Raw genomic sequence first — 21022 nt, 5'->3', positions numbered from 1 at the left:
TGGCTTACGGCTTACGGCTTACGGCTTACAACTTCAAGCTTTAACCTAACTTCCCGCAACCTGCATTTGTTCAATCAATACCGAGCCTGTTTGAATACCACCACGACGCTCTATATCGCCACCAATTCCACTAATTGCCTTAAACATATCTTGTAACTTACCGGCAATGGTAATTTCACTCACTGGATATTGAATTTCACCATTTTCAACCCAGAAACCCGCTGCGCCACGAGAGTAATCACCCGTTACTGTGTTAACACCTTGGCCCATTAGCTCTGTAACCAATAAGCCTGTGCCCATTGTTTTTAATAATGCAGCTAAATCAGCATGAGTTTGCTCAACCAACCAATTATGAATGCCACCAGCATGGCCTGTTGGTGTCATATTCATCTTACGTGCAGCGTAGCTCGCTAATAAATAAGTTTGTAACTGGCCACCTTGAATGATCTCACGATCAATTGTTTTTACACCTTCACTATCAAAAGGAGATGACGCTAAGCCTTTTAAAATATGCGGACGTTCTGAAATATTAACGCAATTGCTAAATACCTGTTTACCTAAGCTGTCTAATAAAAAACTCGATTTACGATATAGTGCACCACCGCCAATAGCCGACACTAAATGCCCAAACAATGAGTTGGCAATATCAGCTCTAAAAACAACCGGGACTTTCATGGTGCCTAACTTTTGACTATTAAGTTTTGCTAACGTTTCAGTGGCAGCTTCCAGGCCAACTGAAGCTGCATCATTTAGCCCTGCTTGGTCACGTGCTACAGTGTACGCAGAATCACGCTGCATTTGTTCGCCATCTTTACCTATCACCATAGTGCTAATGCTATGACGTGTGCGCGGGTAACCAGTGATTAAGCCATGGCTATTACCATATACTCGTAAGCCTTGATGTGATGAAAAACTAGCGCCGTCAGAATTCACAATGCGCTCATCAGCATTGAGTGCAGCTTGTTCTGCCGCATGACATAACTCGATACCCTCTTCAGGGCTCACATCCCATGGGTGGTATAAATCTAAATCAAGTGGAGCAAATTCAAGTAATTCCTTATCGGCAACACCATTATGCGGGTCATCAGATGTGAACTTTGCAATATCAATTGCTTTTTCGACGACGGTACGTAACGTTTTAGGATTTAAATCAGCCGTTGATGCAGACCCTTTATGATTGCCAACATAAACGCTGATCCCCAATCCACCGTCTTGGTTAAACTCAATCGTTTCGACCTCACCCATACGTGTGCTTACCGATAAACCCGATGTGCTCGACATTGCCGCTTCGGCTCCAGTTGCACCAAGTTTTTTTGCATGCTCTAGCACTTCTGCCACGGCATCTTTGACTTGAGAAATCTGAGTGTAAATAGGATCTTGCTGTTGGCTTTTCATATTTTAGGTCCTGAGCTTGTAACGCTTACAATATACTTAAATGCTAACACACTCATCGCATTGCATCAGCTAATATTAATCATTAAAAGAATCGCGTATAATGCCGACAGTTAACGTTATTATATGAGCACCCCATGGCGAAGAAAAAAGGCAAGCCTGCTGAAATTGAAGAAGAAATTATCTATGTATCAAAAAGTGAACTCAAACGCGAAGCGCAAGAGTTTCATCAGTTAGGTTCCGAAATTGCCAAAATGGGGAAAAAGCAGCGCGAACGCTTACCCTTAAATGACGATTTAAAAGCTGCAATGGTTGTTGCTGATAAAATCAGTAACAAGAGCGATGCATACCGTCGCCACCTAAACTACATAGCAAAAACATTACGTACTGTTGAAAACATCGAAGACATAAAAGCGATTATCGACATCATGCTTAATAAAAATAATCAGGCTGAAGTTATGATTAAAAAAATTGAGCAATTACGTAGTGACTTAATAGCACAAGGTGATGATTTAATTAATCAAACAATTGAAGATTACCCTGCACTAGAGCGTCAAAAAATGCGTCAATTAGTGCGTAATGCTGCCAAAGAAGCTAAAGCAGAAAAGCCAGCACGAGGCTATAAAGAGCTTTTTCAGTATTTAAAAGAAACAATAATGTCATAATATTAAATATTATTGATATTAAAAAAGCCCATTAATACAACGTATTAATGGGCTTTTTTATTTGTACACTAAAGCGCTGACGCCCTAGCCTAGCTAACAATACCTAATGGTTGGGCATTTTTCCAAGCACCCCGAGTGAAATCAGGGATATCAATTGATGCACTTCGGTTGCTGACTGACTGCGCCGATAACGGCGATATGACCGACCATGCTGCGCCATCGTATACATCTTGATCTAAAGCTTCGCCATTGCGTAAACAATAAATCATGCGCCAAAACATTAAAAAGTCCATGCCGCCATGCCCGCCATTACGCTGCGCTTCTTCACCCATTTTAGTCCATAACGGATGGTCATATTTTTTATACCAACCTTCCATTTCATAATCCCACTCATGAAAACTCTTAGAGCCGCCTTCTTCAAGCGCGATACGATTTGGAAAACCAGCAAATACACCATTAGTGCCTTGAATTAAATTATGACGAGAATAAGGCCTTGGTGTAGTCGTATCGTGCTGGACCATAATACTGCGCCCTTTGATTGTTTTGATAAGTGTGGTGTTCATGTCACCAGCGATGTAGTTAAGTTGATTGCGTTGATGATCTGCAGGAAACTCTTTTTTAGCGTAAGCACTGCGGCCTAAAGCGGGTGAACTCATCGACGTTAAAAAATCAAAACGATCGCCACGGTTAATATTCATATACTGTGATACCGGCCCTAAGCCATGTGTTGGGTATAAGTTACCATCACGCTGAGCATGCCACGCAGTACGCCAAGAGCCCGTTTTATGCTCAAGCTCTTTCATCTGCCAACGTAGCTCATGAATATACGCCGCTTCACCATGCAATAACTCGCCAAATACACCTTGGCGAACCATATTCAATACCATTAACTCATCGCGGCCGTAGTTGACGTTTTCCATCATCATACAGTTCTTTTGGGTGCGCTCTGCGGTATCGACAATTTGCCACATTTCTTCAACTGTTAATGCCAGTGGTACTTCAACAAATGCGTGCTTACCGCTATTCATGGTATCAATCGCCATCGGAGCATGCCATGCCCAGGGGGTTGAAATAATAACAATATCAATATCATCGCGATTAAGCATTTCTTGATAGGCGTTATCAGCTCCTGAATATAGCGCAGGCTTTGGAAGGCCTTTATCTGTTAAGAATTTTGCTGAACGTTCGAGTACTTCTGTATGCGTATCACAAATGGCTGTTATCTTAGTACCCGCAATATGACTCATGCGTTTTACATGACCATAACCACGCTGGCCTACACCTATAAAGCCCACTCGTACAACATCCATTTTTGGTGCAATTAAACCAATAACTGAACGCCCTTGCTGTGCTGGCGTAACTGCTCCGCCATTAACGCCACTTGCACACCCTGCCACAACACTTGCTGCAGCCGCTGCACTAGCCGCTTTTAAAAAGTCTCGACGATTAAACTGCTTCATTATTATTATCCTTGAATTAACCTGTTTTTAACTTACCTAAAACAGGTTAAGAGGTAAAGCTGATAGGGATAGATAGCAGAAAAAGGAGATTAATGTAGGAGAGCGCTTTAGCGCCGATGGATTTCGCACAGGTATTCAAACAGAACCTTAACAGCCAAAAATAACCATCATCACGGCTAAAGCCTGTTCCTACGATATACCTACACGTAGGAGAGCGCTTTAGCGCCGATGGATTTAGCACAGGTATTCAAACAGAACCTTAACAGCCAAAAATAACCATTATCACGGTTCAAGCCTGTTTCAACAATATATCTGCACGTAGGAGAGCGCTTTAGCGCCGATAGGGTTTCGCACGATATTAAAACCGAATCCATCACAGCCAAAAATAACTATTTTCACGGCTAAAGCCTGTTCCTACGATATACCTGCACGTAGGAGAGCGCTTTAGCGCCGATGGATTTCGCACAGGTACTCAAACAGAACCTTAACAGCCAAAAATAACCATCATCACGGCTCAAGCCTGTTTCAACAATATATCTGCACGTAGGAGAGCGCTTTAGCGCCGATAGGATTTCGCACGGTATTAAAACCGAATCCATCACAGCCAAAAATAACTATTTTCACGGCTAAAGCCTGTTCCTACGATATATCTACACGTAGGAGAGCGCTTTAGCGCCGATGGGGGAAATCACACAATATAAGATTAAATCAAAATAGAGAGTGCAATCACGGCTGAAGCCTGTTCCTACGATATACCTACACGTAGGAGAGCGCTTTGGCGCCGATAGGGTTTATCAAAATACAACCCCTTAAGAGCAAATGCGGCTCTTAAGGGTTATCTGTTGTGATTCAATGAAAACTAGTTAAACATCACTTAACATAGCTTTAAGCGTGCTTTTTTTAGCTAGAATATCACGATATAACGCAAACTGATTTTGCGCACGTTCGAGGTTATGATTCGCATGCTTGATCGAGAAATAATGATCACCATCAATGTAATCAGTTAAAAAGCGTAAACCAATCATAAACGTCATTACCTTTGTGCCTAACCAAAAACTTTGCTTTTCTTGTTCAGTGATGAGGTCTTTTAAAGGTTCTACATATCCCTTAACAACCGCTTCAAAAATGTCTTCACGCACACGCACGTTTGCTAAGTTTGTTGAATCTTCTTGTTCTGGAGAACAAAAAGTTCGCACCATATCACCAAAATCATAAAGCCAATAACCTGGCATGCAGGTGTCTAAATCAATAACGGCTTTTGCACCATGTGATTTATTACAAAACAACATGTTGTTAATTTTAGTATCGTTATGACAAGGGCGAATTGGTACAACCCCTTTCAATGCTTTTAATTCATCAATTAAACCAAATTGAGATAAGCAAAAATCAACCTCTGCCTGGCAACTTGCTAAACGGTTTTCAGGATCAGCTTTGATAACGTCTGTTAATTTTTCAGCGCGCATTGCTAAATTATGAAAATCAGGAATAACATGGTGTAACTGCTTCGCATCAAAATCTTCTAACGCAACAGCAAACTGGCCAAATGCATTGGCCGCAGTTTCTGCTTGTGAAGTATTTGCCACTACATCTTCACTATAACTGCCGCCAATAAATTCGAGCGCACGCCACAAACCTTGTTCACATTCTACTAAATAATCATCGCCAACCGTCGCAACATGACGAATAATATCTAAATTATATTCGCCTACTTGATGCTTTTGCGTTAAATGGGATTCAATTAAACGTGCGTTTTTAACCAGCATATCTGGTTCAGGAAAAACGTCGGTGTTGAGTTTTTGGACTACTAACGACTTGCTAGGCACGCTTAACAGCATAGTGCTGTTAATATGGCCACTTCCAATCGGCTTCATGCTGACACGTTCATTGCCTAGACCAAAATTCTCAGACAAGTAAACCGCAGTGGGATTTGACTTCATACTTACTTCGCTATTTTTGTGCCCAGAAAAAGGCAAGATCGGTGCTATTTCATCCATGACGTAATTCATATAATTTACTCGCAACATCCTGTAATTCAGATTTATAGGTCACTCCATACCAGGACTCTTGCGCAGTATAAACGGTGACACTTTGTTGATTGTTTGTGATCGTTTGTTGAATTTGATCAGGCAAATAATACTCCATTTTGACACCGTTGTCATATTTTTGCAGGAAGTTATCAAAACCGATTTCTAATCTATTGAAAAATGAAGGCGTTAACCCCCAAAAACTCATTGAACCTAGCGCGTCATCAGCAATGTGAACCCGCTGTTGCTGTGGGTTTTCACCCATAAGGGAGTTGTTTTCTATGCTTATGTTTAAAAACTCAATAACATTTATAAGCTGGTTATTTTGGATCTTGCAAACACCTCGATTAACACCTCCTTGATCAGATAAAGTATTGATAATTGGGTAACCAACCATCGCCCAATCTGAGTGTAATTTAAAATGTTCAGCCAATAAATTAAATGACGAAGTTCCATAATAATCATCAGCGGTAATCACAATAAAAGGATTATGTACATGCTGTTTTGCGCACAATAACGCATGACCCGTGCCCCAAGGCTTTACACGTTCATCAACCAGTGCTTTAAATTGCACTGGTACTAAATCAATTCGCTGTTCAACCAACACCACGTCAAGATCTAAAGGCAGACGCGGTAAAATAACCTGCTCTATTTCACTGCGAACAGCCTGGTTGATTATAATAACCACTTGAGTCACACCCGCTGCATATGCATCTGCAATACTTAACTCCATGATGGTACAGCCTAATCCTGATATTTCAGCAATTTGCTTGTTGCCACCAAAGCGACTGCCTAAGCCGCCCGCCAATATAACTAAACTCAAATCATGTTTTTTAATATTCATTTTCAACCATTTTTATTATTCTCGATTCTTAACGACCTTAGTGTATCAGTTTTAGCACTTGTCTCTATACCCAAATATAGTTATCTAAATAACAACTATTTTGCAATTTCGACTGCGGTTGCCTGCCCTAAAATAGCCTTGTACTTTTGCGCTAATGCTTGCTTTGCTTGTTCATCGCCGTGCACAATTTTAATCAAAACAGGCTTTTTGCGCATTCCTGTTACAAACTTAACTAAGCCTTTTTGATCTGCGTGAGCGCTGTAACCACTAATTGTGTGAATTTTAGCGCGTATAGTCACTTTACTGTCGTTAATATGCACATAACCCCCACGTGGGCCATATGTTTGAATGTCTCGACCAAGTGTTCCACGGCCTTGGTAACCAACAAAAATTATATCCGTTGTTTTATCTGACAAAAATCGGCTCAGGTAATTCACAATTCGGCCACCTGTGCACATGCCACTCGCGGCAATAACAATTGCAGCTTCGTCTCGCTTACTTAAATACTCAATCACTGCAAGATGCTCTTTATGGCTATCAACAGTATGTAATTGTTGAAAATCTAACGGGTGACGGCCGTTCGCTAAACGCTTTTTAGCTTCATCATCCCATAGACTTTTAAACTCTCGATATTTACTCGTAAAATTAGCCGCCATAGGTGAATCAACAATCACATTAATACTTTGCCAAGATGGGTTTTTACGGGCGCTGTGAATAATTTGCTCTAACTCGTAGAGTAACTCCTGCGTACGCCCAATGCTAAAAGCAGGCACTAATACAACGCCGTTGTCTGCAACCGCTTTTTCAATCACTTTTTTAAGCGTTGATGTTCGCTCTTTTCGCCCTTGATGGTTTTTATCGCCGTAGGTTGATTCAATCACGAGCACATCAGCCTTATAAGGCGCTTTGGGGCTTGGTAACAGCGGCGTATAAGGCGCGCCTAAATCACCAGAAAACACCACACGCTGAACAGTAGGCTTTACCCCTACATCGACTTCAACATAAGCTGAACCAAGAATATGCCCAGCACGCTGAAACCGAGCCTTTGTAAGGGGTAACTCATTACTGCCAGGTAACTCAAACCACTGATTAAATTCAACAGCGACAATACGTTTTTCAAGTAAACTTAAGCAGGCATCTATGATTTTTTGATCTCGCGTTACACCCACTTTAAGTGCATCTTCAATCACCAAGGGCAACAAGCTTGCTGATGCCTTTGAGGTAAAAATGGGTCCACTAAAACCAGCTGCAAACAAATAAGGAATACGGCCAACATGATCAATATGGCAATGAGTCACGATTAATGCCGTAACGGTAGAAATATCAAAATCGATTGCTAAATCCGGCCCCGCGTCTTCACCTTGAAAAATACCACAATCAATCAGTACCGATTCAGTACTTGTATAGTCGAGTTGATGACAAGAGCCCGTCACCCCATTCACCGCTCCATGGTGTGTAATATTCATAATATATCCTTATATGTTTAAACAATGTACAGCGAGATTAAAATATATCAGCACAAAATAAAAGAGATAAACATAATACCCACACGTAGGAGAGCGCTTTAGCGCCGATGGGTTTAGTGCGATGTTCAGCAGAATATTAACAGCCAAACATAACCATCATCACGGCTAAAGCCTGTTCCTACGATATACCCGCACGTAGGAGTGCGCTTTAGCGCCGATGGGTTTAGTGCGATGTTCAGCAGAATATTAACGGCCCAAACCGAATCATCACAGTCAAACATAACTATTTTCACGGCTAAAGCCTGTTCCTACGATATACCCGCACGTAGGAGAGCGCTTTAGCGCCGATAGGTTTCATGCGATGTTCAAGCAGAATATTAACGGTCAAACAGAATCATCACAGCCAAACACAACGAGTATCACGGCTAAAGCCTGTTCCTACGATATACCCGCACGTAGGAGCGCGCTTTAGCGCAGATGGGGTTACTTAATTTGAAATGCCAGCATTAATCATTGCTTTGTATTTGCAATCATTTAAAATAAATTTCTTCGTTCTAAATACTGGTGTTTTCATGGCTAAAGACAGGTTCGCACCAAAGCCATTAAACGATATTATGGCGGGCCTCAGCGGCAGATTGGCGTCATATGCAGGCAAAAGCCAAGCTCTCGATAAGCAGCAAACTTTACTGAGTGATTTTTTAGGCGCTAATTTAGGCGGTAAATGTCGCGTAAGTAACTATCGCGATGGCACACTTATGATCGAAGCGGTATCAGCGCCTATCGCACTGCGTTTAAATTATTTAAAGATGGATATGCTTTCACATTTTCGAGCTGCTGGCATGGCTGAGCTTGGGCAAATAAAAATTACTGCAAATCCACAAACTACGCAGCGCTTGAGCCCTAACACAACTACAAAAATGAATAACAACGCACCCGCAGCTAAACACCCCCCCATGAGCGAACAAACAGCAGATTACCTCACCGCAATTGCCTCAAACGCCCCTCCTTCGCTTAAAGCAAAACTAGAGCGACTCGCACGGCACGGGAAAAAGTAAGTACCTCATTGATAATAAGCCAGCCAATTGCTTTGTTTTCACCCTTGATTTTATTTTATCCACCTCCATATATTCATCGTTAATGTAATAAATGAGCAAGATTAAAGTTATCTTTACGGTATTTACGAAATTTTTCAGTTAAAAATGGGCATCTTGATGAACAGGTGGTTCGTTGTTTCGCAGAGTCTGGTATAGTAACGCACGTAATAAATGATGCATTTTGCAGCGTTTATTAAAATTGCTAATTAATATGTTCTTTTTATGAGCAGTATATTAATTAGTAATGACCCCAAAACGCTTGGGCATATCAAAATGGGTTAGCTGATAATCGGCTAACAAAGAATATATTGTAACGGTTTTATCATGATATCTAATTTATTTACCAAGATTTTTGGTAGTCGCAATGACCGCACTATTAAAAATTTAAGAAAGACGGTCGCGCTGATCAACGCACTTGAAACGCAACTAGAAGCGCTTTCAGACGAAGATTTAAAAGCCAAAACAGCAGAGTTTAGAGAACGTTACGATAACGGACAAAGCCTTGATGACATTCTGCCAGAGGCCTTTGCTGTGGTACGTGAAGCATCAAAGCGTGTTAATAGCATGCGTCACTTTGACGTACAGCTTCTTGGCGGTATGGTACTAAACCAAGGGCGTATCGCAGAAATGCGCACCGGTGAGGGTAAAACACTTACTGCAAGTTTACCGGCTTACTTACGTGGCTTAACGGGTAAAGGCGTCCACGTTATTACCGTGAACGACTACCTAGCAAAACGTGATGCTGAAACAAACCGTCCACTATTTGAATTTTTAGGCTTAACAGTTGGCTGCAACGTACCAGGTATGATGCCGCAGCAGAAAAAAGAAGCCTACGCTGCCGATATTACTTACGGTACAAATAACGAGTTTGGTTTTGATTACCTACGTGACAACATGGCGTTTAGCATTAACGAACGCGTACAACGTCCACTTTACTACGCAGTAGTGGATGAAGTTGACTCAATTTTAATTGATGAAGCGCGTACTCCGCTTATCATTTCAGGCCCAGCTGAAGATAGCTCTGAGCTTTACACTGAAATCAATACCATCGTTCCTACTCTTGAACTACAAGAAAAAGAAGACGAAGAAGGTATTGAAGGCGATGGCGATTTCACAATCGATGAAAAATCTAAGCAAGTTCATTTAACTGAACGCGGCCAAATTAAAGTTGAAGAATTACTAACCGAGCGCGGTTTAATAGCAGAAGGCGATTCGCTTTACTCTGCAGGTAGTATCACTTTACTAAGCCATGTTTATGCTGCATTACGCGCTCACAAGCTCTATCAAAAAGATGTTGATTACGTTGTAAAAGAAAACGAAGTAATCATTATCGATGAGCATACAGGCCGTTCAATGGAAGGGCGTCGTTGGTCTGAAGGTTTACACCAAGCTGTTGAAGCTAAAGAAGGTGTAAAAATTCAAAACGAAAACCAAACGTTGGCATCAATCACATTCCAAAACTACTTCCGTATTTACGAAACCCTTGCTGGTATGACAGGTACTGCCGACACTGAAGCATTTGAGTTCCAGTCAATCTACGGCCTTGATACTGTTGTTATGCCAACTAATAAGCCAATGATCCGCGATGACCGTGCTGACCTAGTTTACTTAACGCAAGAAGAAAAATACGAAGCAATTTTAGTCGATATTAAAGATTGCCAAGAGCGCGGCCAGCCAGTATTAGTAGGTACAATTTCGATTGAAAGCTCAGAGTACTTATCGCAATTTTTACGTAAAGAAAAAATTAAGCACAACGTACTTAATGCTAAGTTCCATGCCCAAGAAGCCGACATCGTTGCTGATGCAGGTTTACCTGGTACAGTAACCATTGCAACTAACATGGCCGGTCGTGGTACTGATATTGTGTTAGGCGGTAACTGGAATAGCGAACTTGAAAAACTTGATAACCCAAGTGATGAAAAAATAGCTGAAATCAAAGCGGCATGGCAAATACGTCACGATGCAGTAATTACAGCTGGCGGTTTACATATTATTGGTACCGAGCGTCATGAATCTCGCCGTATTGATAATCAGCTTCGTGGTCGTTCTGGTCGTCAGGGTGATGCTGGGTCAAGCCGTTTTTACTTATCAATGGATGACGCATTAATGCGTATATTTGCTGGTGAACGCATGACTAACATGATGCGTAAACTCGGCATGCAACGCGGCGAAGCCATCGAACACCCATGGGTTAACCGCGCAATTGAAAACGCACAACGCAAAGTAGAAGCACGTAACTTTGACGTTCGTAAACAATTACTAGAATACGATGACGTAGCAAACGACCAACGTCGTGTTGTATACGCACAACGTAATGAGTTACTTGTTGAAGGCGATATTTCAGAAACCATCACGGTTATTCGTGGCGATGTACTTGGTAACACAATTGACCAATATATTGCACCGCAAAGCCTTGCTGAAATGTGGGATATCCCAGGCCTAGAAGAACGCTTAAAACAAGATTTCTTGATCGAGCTACCAATCACACAATGGCTAGCAGACGATAACAAGCTTTACGAAGAAAAGCTGCGTGAACGAATCGAAGAAGAGATCAATACCGCATACAAGCAAAAAGAAGAGCAAGTTGGCGAACCAGTACTTCGCCAGTTTGAAAAAGCAATTATGCTGCAAAGCCTTGATCAACATTGGAAAGATCACCTTGCTGCAATGGACCATTTACGCCAAGGTATTCACTTACGCGGTTATGCACAAAAGAACCCTAAGCAAGAATACAAGCGTGAATCGTTTGAATTGTTCTCAGAGATGCTTGAAAACCTTAAAATCGACGTAGTAAGTATTTTAAGTAAAGTACAAGTGCGCGCTGAAGAAGACGTTGAAAAAATCGAAGAGCAACATCGCAAAAGCGAAAGCGCACCTCGCGAATATCAACACGAAGAAGTTGAGCACGTTGGCGGCGAAACACCACAAGGTGCCGTAGTCGCAGCTCGTGCGGAGCCAAAAGTTGGCCGTAACGAACCATGTCCTTGTAAATCAGGTCAAAAATTTAAACAGTGTTGCGGTAAATTAAAGTAGCAACATATTGTTAAATAATAATTAAAAAGCGACGCCTGCGTCGCTTTTTTTTATGAAAATAATTAGGTGACAATAACCGATATAAGCTGGCTTTGGCGTTTATATTTACCGTAGGCGGGGCTTTACGCCGCGCAGATTAATTAAAAAATAGAGATTAAAATATGACAAAAAAAATAATCCACGTAGCCGTTGGCGTTATCAAAGCTGGCAACACATTATTTATTTGCAAACGCCCGGACGATAAACACCAAGGCGGTTTATGGGAGTTTCCGGGTGGGAAAGTAGAAAGCGGCGAAACCGTATTTGAGGCACTAAAACGCGAACTTATTGAAGAAGTAGCATTAACGATTCACAGCTCAAGTCAGCTAATGGTCATAGAGCATGATTATGGCGATAAATGTGTAAAACTAGACGTGCATGTTGTCACCGACTTCAGCGGCGATGCACATGGCGCCGAAGGCCAATTAAGCGCATGGGTAGCAATTGATAAGTTAAGCGAATACAACTTCCCCGCCGCCAATGTAGAAATCATCGAAAAAATAAAAACACAATTTTAAACTCCACCTCGCGCATTAACACCAAACCGCGCGAGGTAAACTCCCGCCTACATCGGCTTGAACAGCTTTGATTCTGCTCTTCAATAAACTTTGTTACATATTAGCTACTATCGTTGCGTGTAACTGGTTTATTGTTGTTACGAACAGGTTTAAGATGGGGTCAGAGAATATTCAATCGAAATACTTTATTTATTCGGTTAACTGATTATTCATACAACAACTAACAAACGAGACTCTCATGAAAAAAGTAACTCTTACTGCAGCAAGTATTGCACTTGCTTTGGGACTAGTCGGCTGTGGCGATAAACAAGAACAAACAAAAGCCCCAGAAACAGCGGCGGTTAGCGCACCGGTTGAACAATTAAATTCAGGTATTGAATTAGCAAACATGGATAAATCAGTCCGTGCTCAGGATGATTTTTACTACCACGTAAACGGCCAATGGCTAGCAACGACAGAAATCCCAGGGGATAAATCTAACTACGGCTCATTTTCACAGCTATATGACGAATCACAAAAAGCCATGAAAACAGTACTTGAAAAAGCAGCGGCAAGTACAACAGCAAAACCAGGCAGTGATGAGTACAAACTTGGCGCTTTCTTTAAAAGCTACATGGACGAAAATGCGCGTGAAGAACTTAACATTTCACCGCTAATGACACAGCTAAATACGATTGACGCAGTAAAAAACAAGTCTGACCTCGTTACATTAATGGCGCAACTTCGCATGCAAGGCGGCAGCGCTCCATTTGGTTGGTATGTAAATAATGACGCAAAAAATTCAAGCGAATATGCCTTGTATGCTTATCAATCAGGTTTAGGCTTGCCTGATCGTGATTATTACTTAAAAGACGATGAAAAATTCACTAAAATCCGCGCGGCTTATAATACCTACGTAACTGAAGTATTAAAGCGTGCTGGTGTACAAAAACCAGAGCAACAAGCAAAAGCTATTGTTGCACTTGAAACCAATATTGCACAAGCGCAGTGGAGTCGTGTAGAGCAGCGCGATGCAACTAAAACATACAATAAAATGAGCGTAGTTGATGCCAGTAAATTAACAGGAAGCTTTGACCTTGTTGAATATTTTAAAGCATCTGGCGTGAATACTACTGATATCATCGTGGGTCAACCAAGTTACTTTGAAAAATTTGCCGATATTTACGCAAAAACCGATGTAACAACATGGCAAAATTACCTTAAGTTTCACTTTGTAAGCAACTATGCAGGCCTACTAAATAAAGACCTTGTTGACTTAAACTTTAACTTTTACAGCACAACATTACGCGGCGTAGAAGAACAAGCGCCACTTTGGAAGCAAGCTGTTGATGCTTCAAATGGTGTGCTAGGTGAAATTTTAGGCAAAGTCTACGTTAAAGAAAACTTCCCGCCTGAAGCAAAAGCGCGTATGGAAGAACTCGTTGATAACGTGATCAAAGGCTATGGCGTAGCAATTGAAAACCTTGAATGGATGAGCCCAGAAACTAAACTTGCTGCAAAAGAAAAACTCGATAAATTCACACCAAAAATTGGCTACCCTGACAACTGGAAAGACTACTCAGCGCTAAGCATTAATGCTGATGAGCTCGTAGGTAACTATATTCGCCATAGCGAATGGTCATACGCAGATATGATTGCAAAATTAGGTAAACCAGTAGATCGTTCTGAATGGCACATGACACCACAAACCGTTAATGCCTATTACAACCCGGTTAATAATGAAATTGTATTTCCAGCCGCGATTTTACAACCCCCATTTTTTAACTTAGATGCTGACGATGCTGTAAATTATGGTGCAATTGGTGCTGTAATTGGCCACGAGCTTGGTCATGGTTTTGACGACCAAGGCGCTAAATACGATGGTGACGGCAATTTACGTAACTGGTGGAGTGAGTCAGACCTTAAGCAGTTTGGTGAGCGTACAGGTCAGTTAGTCGCACAATATAACGAATATAAACCATTTGAAGATGCCAATGTTAATGGCGAGCTCACATTAGGTGAAAACATCGGCGACTTAGGCGGTTTAACCGTTGCCTATACTGCATATCAGCTATCTTTAGGTAATGATAAAGCACCGATTATTGATGGCTACACTGGCGATCAGCGCTTCTTTATGGGTTGGTCACAAATTTGGCGTCGTAAGTATCGTGACGAAGAGTTACGTAACCGCCTAATGACAGATTCGCATTCACCAAGCCATTACCGTGTAATTGGTATTTTATCGAACATGCCTGAATTTTATAAAGCATACGACGTAAAAGAAGGCGATAAAATGTATATCAAACCAGAAGATCGCGTAAAGATCTGGTAATACCGATTACACTGTAAGTTATTTAGCTCGTTAGAGTAGTAATGTTTCAATAGAATTAACATCACCATTCTTGCGATCAAAAAAGCCACCTTAAAATAGGTGGCTTTTTATTGCCCAAACAAAAGTAGTTGTAGGAACAGGCTTTAGCCGTGAAAATGCTTATTTTTGGCTATGATAATTCGTTTGAATACAGTAAAACCATCGGCGCTAAAGCCCCCTCCTACGTGTAAGTAATACCGTAGGAACAGGCTTCAGCCATGAGAATTCATATTTGTGGCGATGATAATTCGCTTGAATACAGTAAAACCATTGTCGCTAAAGCGCTCTCCTACGTGTAAATAACCCGTAGGAACAGGCTTCAGCCGTGCAAATGCTTATTTTTGGCTATGATAATTCGTTTGAATATAGCGTAAACCATCGGCGCTAAAGCACTCTCCTACGTGTAAGTAATACCGTAGAAACAGGCTTTAGCCGTGAAAATGCTTATTTTTGGCTATGATAATTCGCCTGAATACAGCGTAAAACCATCAGCGCTAAAGCCCCCTCCTACGTGTAAGTAATACCGTAGGAACAGGCTTCAGCCGTGAGAATTCTTACTTGTGGCTATAATAATTCGTTTGAATACAGCGTAAAACCATCGGCGCTAAAGCACTCTCCTACGTGTAAGTAACCCGTAGGAACAGGCTTTAGCCGTGAGAATTCTTACTTGTGGCTATAATGATTCGTTTGAATATAGCGTAAACCATCGGCGCTAAAGCACTCTCCTACGTGTAAATATACCGTAGGAACAGGCTTTAGCCGTGAAAATGCTTATTTGTGGCTATGATAATTCGTTTGAATACAGCGTAAAACCATCGGCGCTAAAGCACCCTCCTACGTGTAAGTAATACCGTAGGAACAGGCTTCAGCCGTGATTGCTTTATAATTTACAAAAAACGGTGATATATGCCATCGCTTTACAAAATAACTATTTTAAACCGCCTTTAAATGTTTATTACCTGACTGTACTAAACCTGTCACAAAGCTTGAAAACTCTTCACCAAGGTTTTCATCGCGCATACCGTATTCTACAATCGCTTTCAAATAACCAAGTTTGTCACCACAATCGTGAGCACGACCACTCATATGAAATGCCTCTACGACTTCTTTTTCCATAAGCATATCGATTGCATCGGTTAGCTGTACTTCACCGCCAGCGCCAATAGGTGTTTTAGCCAGTAGCGACCAAATTGTTTTTGATAAAACATAACGACCCACAACAGCTAAGTTTGATGGTGCATCTTCAATACTCGGCTTTTCAACCATCGTTTTTATTTTTGCGCTTTCACCGGCACTAATAGCTACACCACCAATGTCTGCAATGCCATATTTACTTACGTCTTGTTGTGGTACAGGCTCAAGCATGATCTGGCTAGCTGCCGTAGCTTTAAAACGAGCTATCATTGCGGCTAGGTTCTGAGTTTTTTGATCTGCTGTATAGGCATCAAGAATTACATCGGGTAAAACCACAACAAAATCATCTTCACCAATAATTGGTTTGGCGCATAACACTGCATGGCCTAATCCTTTAGCCTCGCCCTGGCGTACATGTAAAATGGTAACATCTGGCGGGCAAATTGAGCGTACTTCATCTAATAACTTACGCTTAACACGCTTTTCTAACGTGGCTTCAAGCTCAAAACTTGTATCAAAATGGTTTTCGATCGCATTTTTTGAACTATGAGTTACTAGCACAATTTCTTTTATTCCTGCAGCAACACATTCATTAACAATATATTGAATAAGTGGCTTATCAACCACTGGTAGCATTTCTTTAGGAATTGCCTTTGTCATTGGCAACATGCGCGTACCTAACCCTGCAACTGGGATAACAGCTTTCATATTTAGTCCTTTATTTAACTTTAATCACTTCCGAATAAATCGCGTGTATATACTTTATCAACCACATTTTCTAACTCTTTAACCATGCGGTTTGAAATAATTACATCTGACATTTCTTTAAATTCATTTAGATCTTTTATTACCCGAGAGTTAAAAAAAGCATCATCTTTCAAAGCTGGTTCATATACCACAACTTCAATACCTTTAGCTTTTATGCGCTTCATGATCCCCTGAATTGCGGACGCTCTAAAGTTATCAGACCCCGTTTTCATTACTAAACGATACACCCCCACAACCTTAGGATTGCGGTTGATAATTGAAAACGCAATAAAGTCTTTACGGGTAGTATTAGCATCAACAATCGCTGCAATCATGTTATTAGGTACATTCTTATAGTTTGCCAATAATTGCTTAGTATCTTTAGGTAAGCAGTAACCGCCGTAACCAAACGATGGATTATTATAATGATTACCTATGCGAGGGTCTAAACCCACACCTTCTATAATTTGCTTTGCGCTTAGCCCTAAGCTCTCTGCGTAGCTATCTAGTTCATTAAAGTAAGCAACTCTCATAGCCAAATAAGTGTTAGAAAAAAGCTTAATAGCCTCAGCCTCAGTTGATTCTGTAAACAAAATATCAATATCTTGCTTTATTGCACCTTGCGCTAATAAGTTAGCAAACGTTCTTGCTCGCTCACTTTGCTCCCCCACAATAATACGAGAGGGATGTAAATTATCATGCAAAGCTTTGCCTTCACGCAAAAATTCAGGTGAAAACAATATGTTGTTTGTATTAAATTTTTGCTTTACTGATTCGGTAAATCCAACAGGTACTGTTGATTTAATGATCATGGTCGCAGTTGGGTTAATTTTTATAACATCCTGAATAACCGACTCAACCGAACCAGTATTAAAGTAATTTGTTACTGGGTCATAATCTGTAGGGGTCGCAATAATTACAAACTCAGCCCCTTCTAAGGCAAGTTTTTTGTCATTGGTTGCTGTAAAATCGAGGTTTTCATTCTTCAAAAAATTACTTATTTCAACATCAACAATAGGTGATTGCTTGCTTTTTAATAGTGCAACTTTGTGCTCATCAATATCAAGTGCAATAACATTATTATTTTGCGCAAGCAACATGGCGTTTGATAGGCCAACATAACCTGTACCAACAACAGCAACTTTCATTTCAACTCCTTAAATTTATAAATTATTGCTTCCTAGCACCTTACAAGCCTAGTGCCTATAGTTTCGAATTCTAACTTGCTTATATTCAAGCCATTAAGCTAGAGTTTTTAAATTATGCGTCTAAACAAATAAACTAATGCTGAAAATTGCAGACTCATTCATACCTTTAATAATTATTGTAGATAAAGACATTATGTAATATGTGCTATTAAGCATAGCCCTTTCAGATTTTTTTGTGATATTTGATTTATATTTGCGAAATGTACCATAAACAGGTAACAAAACGGTACTAAAACATGGCTTTATTGTAATTTTTCTGATCATATAGCAAATTTGTTACATAGTTACGGCAGATTAAATGAGAGAAGAAACAATGAACTACCCCGCGCCAAGGCTTTTCGCTTAGGCTCAAATTCGCTTCGCGAAGAGGGGTATCTTAATTAGTCTAAGGTAAAAAACCTTTACGCCGCAAGCGACGGGGAATAAACCCGAAGAGATTTAAGAGATATGAGGGTACATAATAGGTATCGGCTTTAGCAGTGATAGTGGTTATAACAGTAATTTTTGATAATAACTCGAATGGTGGGCTTTAACCGTGATAGTGGGTATAACAGTAATTTTGATAATAACTCGAATAGTGGCTTTAAACGCGAGGCGCAACACATCGGCGCTAAAGCGCTCTCCTACGTGTAAATATACCGTAGGAACAGGCTTTAGCCGTGATAGTCGTTATAATAGCTATAACAGTAATTTCGATAATAACTCGAATGGTGGGCTTTAAACACGAGGTACAACACATCGGCGCTAAAGCGCGCTCCTACATGTAAATATACCGTAGGAACCAGCTTTAGCCGTAATTAATATGTGGTTCATAACCGTCCTTTGTTACAACACATTAAAACGCCTATCAATTTTTTAAATTGACTACCTTGGCAGTGGTCACTTCGTTAGGTGATTCATGTTTTGCATTCCACACTAAATCACAAATACCGTCTGTTGGATTAAACCCTGTTGGTGCATCTAACAATAACTGGCGAATCACTTGGTGATCAAAGTTATGGCAAGCTATGTCGAGTGCCTCTAAAAATACATTTAACTCAGGCAAAGGCAGCATAACTTCACTAGCTGTCATTATACGCTCGTGAGTAGTTTGGCCAACATTGTCACCAATCAACAGCTCTTCATATAGCTTTTCACCTGGACGAAGGCCTGTGCATTGAATTTCAATATCACCATGAGGATTAGTTTTATCTTTTACTTCAAAGCCAGATAAACGAATCATCTTACTTGCTAAATCTTTAATTTTAACTGGCTCGCCCATATCAAGCACAAATACGTCACCACCTTTGCCCATAGAGCCCGCCTGTATTACAAGCTGCGCTGCTTCTGGTATTGTCATAAAAAAGCGGGTTATATCTTGGTGGGTAAGCGTAATAGGTCCGCCTTCTTTAATTTGCCTACGAAATAGCGGCACAACCGAGCCCGACGAGCCAAGTACATTACCAAAACGCACCATACAAAAACGTGTACGATGACCTTTACCTTTAGTTTGCGCTAAACCTTGTAGCACTAACTCAGCCATTCGCTTAGTCGCGCCCATTACATTTGTTGGACGAACCGCTTTATCCGTCGAAATTAATACAAATGTTTCAACACCCGCATTTGCAGCCGCTTTTGCCGCATAAAATGTACCAAATACATTATTACGCACACCTTCAACTACATTGTGCTCAACCAGTGGAACATGCTTGTAAGCCGCAGCGTGATAAACCGTTTGTACGCCAAATGCCATCATTACTGTTTCAATACGATTAATGCGCTGCACAGAGCCCATTATTGGTATTAGCTCTAAATCAATACTGTTATTAATAATGTACTCATTTAGCTCCTTTTCTATTGAATATAAACCAAATTCTGATATTTCAAATAACACTAATTTTTTAGGTTGCTGCCTAACTATTTGCCTACAAAGCTCAGACCCAATAGAACCGCCAGCGCCTGTCACCATTACTACTTTACCGGTAATGTTAGCAGCCATTAATTCAGGTTTAGGTGTTACTGGGTCTCGGCCCAATAAATCTTCAATTTCAACATCGCGAAACTCTGATAGCTTAGCTTTACCTTCAACTACATCGGCCATGCCAGGGATTGACAACACTTTAATAGTTAACGGCTCTAATTGCGCTAACACTTCTTTACGCCGTGCTCGAGTCGCACTTGGTAAAGCCAATAAAACTTTAGTCGCTTTACCTTTATTAATTAGTTCGTAAATACCTTTAAAGTTAATTACTGGTATACCTTGAATGATTGAACCTTGCTTTGTCTCGTCGTCATCAATAAATGCGCGTACATAATATTCAGGCCCAGCACCTAACGCAGTGGCTAATTGTCTCCCTGCAGATCCAGCCCCATAAATAATAACCGACTCTTTATTTGCAGTGGCCATTTTACCAATCATGGCTCGCACCAATACACGCGAACCACCAACAGTTAATAAACATAACCAAGCAAAAATAAATGGCATAGTACGCGGGATAGTAATACCAACAAAAAACGACAATAACACCAAGCTAACTGTTGTTATAACTGTGCCTAATACAATTGCCCATAACGCTTGTGCATTCATGTATCTAAGTACAGCTCGATATAAGCCTAGGTTAATAAATGCAAATAATGCAGTAGGGATTAATAAAGCTAAAAGCAGCCAATTATCAAGATCGCTAAAAGGGGCAAGACTATCTAAGCGTACAATTAAAGCCAGCCAAAATGCAGCCGCAATAAAAAGTGAGTCTATAAATAACGTTATGGCACGCTTTGTACCACGCGATGCATTTAAAATAGATCTGATGTAGCTATCCACAACAAGTTCCCTTTTTCTTGTATTTGATTGATTTAAAAAATAAAGTACACAAAATAGTGCGTTTACTTGTTAAAATTTCATGAATTATAGAGTAGATAGACTAAATTAGCTAGATCTTAGGAGCTATCAGCTATCAGCTATCAGCTATCAGCTATCAGCTATCAGCTATCAGCTATCAGCTATCAGCTATCAGCTATCAGCTATCAGCTATCAGCTATCAGCTATCAGCTATCAGCTATCAGCTATCA

13 protein-coding genes are annotated in these 21022 nt (G+C 40.7%); 5 read left to right on the top strand and 8 right to left on the bottom strand.

Annotated features, from left to right (window positions below; translation table 11 throughout):
- Positions 1 to 45 precede the first annotated feature (45 nt).
- On the bottom strand, positions 46 to 1395 hold the full coding sequence (gene pmbA, locus HH219_RS16175; protein ID WP_054204421.1) for a metalloprotease PmbA: 1350 nt from the start codon (positions 1393 to 1395) through the stop codon (positions 46 to 48).
- Between the two features lie 134 nt (positions 1396 to 1529).
- Between pmbA and yjgA the strand changes: the two genes are divergently transcribed.
- Complete coding sequence (gene yjgA, locus HH219_RS16170; protein ID WP_054204422.1) at positions 1530 to 2057, top strand: ribosome biogenesis factor YjgA; 528 nt, start codon at positions 1530 to 1532, stop codon at positions 2055 to 2057.
- 89 nt (positions 2058 to 2146) lie between these two features.
- Here yjgA and HH219_RS16165 read toward each other — a convergent pair whose 3' ends face one another.
- The 4 genes from HH219_RS16165 to HH219_RS16150 form a co-directional block, all read right to left on the bottom strand.
- Entirely contained in the window at positions 2147 to 3517 is a 1371-nt protein-coding gene (locus HH219_RS16165) for a Gfo/Idh/MocA family oxidoreductase (RefSeq protein WP_169328066.1), read from the bottom strand.
- A gap of 863 nt (positions 3518 to 4380) precedes the next feature.
- Complete coding sequence (locus HH219_RS16160; RefSeq protein WP_054452932.1) at positions 4381 to 5454, bottom strand: aminoglycoside phosphotransferase family protein; 1074 nt, start codon at positions 5452 to 5454, stop codon at positions 4381 to 4383.
- Between the two features lie 49 nt (positions 5455 to 5503).
- Complete coding sequence (locus HH219_RS16155; protein ID WP_169328065.1) at positions 5504 to 6385, bottom strand: NTP transferase domain-containing protein; 882 nt, start codon at positions 6383 to 6385, stop codon at positions 5504 to 5506.
- A 95-nt stretch (positions 6386 to 6480) separates the two neighbouring features.
- Positions 6481 to 7851, bottom strand: coding sequence for an MBL fold metallo-hydrolase (locus HH219_RS16150; protein WP_169328064.1), 1371 nt, complete (start codon positions 7849 to 7851; stop codon positions 6481 to 6483).
- Between the two features lie 572 nt (positions 7852 to 8423).
- Here HH219_RS16150 and HH219_RS16145 point away from each other — a divergent pair.
- The 4 genes from HH219_RS16145 (at position 8424) to HH219_RS16130 (ending at position 14846) form a co-directional block, all read left to right on the top strand.
- The gene (locus HH219_RS16145; protein ID WP_054204555.1) at positions 8424 to 8906 is read left to right on the top strand and encodes a DciA family protein; all 483 of its coding nucleotides are present in this window, start codon (positions 8424 to 8426) and stop codon (positions 8904 to 8906) included.
- 363 nt (positions 8907 to 9269) lie between these two features.
- Positions 9270 to 11978: a preprotein translocase subunit SecA gene (gene secA / locus HH219_RS16140; RefSeq protein ID WP_054204426.1), complete on the top strand. Its 2709-nt coding sequence runs from the start codon at positions 9270 to 9272 to the stop codon at positions 11976 to 11978.
- A 161-nt stretch (positions 11979 to 12139) separates the two neighbouring features.
- Positions 12140 to 12535: an 8-oxo-dGTP diphosphatase MutT gene (gene mutT / locus HH219_RS16135; RefSeq protein ID WP_054452747.1), complete on the top strand. Its 396-nt coding sequence runs from the start codon at positions 12140 to 12142 to the stop codon at positions 12533 to 12535.
- 238 nt (positions 12536 to 12773) lie between these two features.
- On the top strand, positions 12774 to 14846 hold the full coding sequence (locus HH219_RS16130; protein ID WP_169328063.1) for a M13-type metalloendopeptidase: 2073 nt from the start codon (positions 12774 to 12776) through the stop codon (positions 14844 to 14846).
- A 972-nt stretch (positions 14847 to 15818) separates the two neighbouring features.
- On the opposite strand, the gene galU is transcribed toward HH219_RS16130, so the two are convergent.
- The 3 genes from galU to HH219_RS16115 form a co-directional block, all read right to left on the bottom strand.
- Complete coding sequence (galU, locus tag HH219_RS16125) at positions 15819 to 16727, bottom strand: UTP--glucose-1-phosphate uridylyltransferase GalU (protein WP_169328062.1); 909 nt, start codon at positions 16725 to 16727, stop codon at positions 15819 to 15821.
- A gap of 20 nt (positions 16728 to 16747) precedes the next feature.
- Entirely contained in the window at positions 16748 to 17914 is a 1167-nt protein-coding gene (locus HH219_RS16120) for a nucleotide sugar dehydrogenase (protein ID WP_169328061.1), read from the bottom strand.
- 907 nt (positions 17915 to 18821) lie between these two features.
- The gene (locus HH219_RS16115) at positions 18822 to 20774 is read right to left on the bottom strand and encodes a nucleoside-diphosphate sugar epimerase/dehydratase (RefSeq protein ID WP_169328060.1); all 1953 of its coding nucleotides are present in this window, start codon (positions 20772 to 20774) and stop codon (positions 18822 to 18824) included.
- Positions 20775 to 21022 lie beyond the last annotated feature (248 nt).

It is taken from the genome of Pseudoalteromonas sp. NEC-BIFX-2020_015 (genome assembly GCF_012952265.1).
In the GTDB taxonomy this organism is placed as follows: Bacteria; Pseudomonadota; Gammaproteobacteria; order Enterobacterales; family Alteromonadaceae; genus Pseudoalteromonas; species Pseudoalteromonas neustonica.
This window is presented reverse-complemented; position numbering and strand designations above follow the sequence as displayed.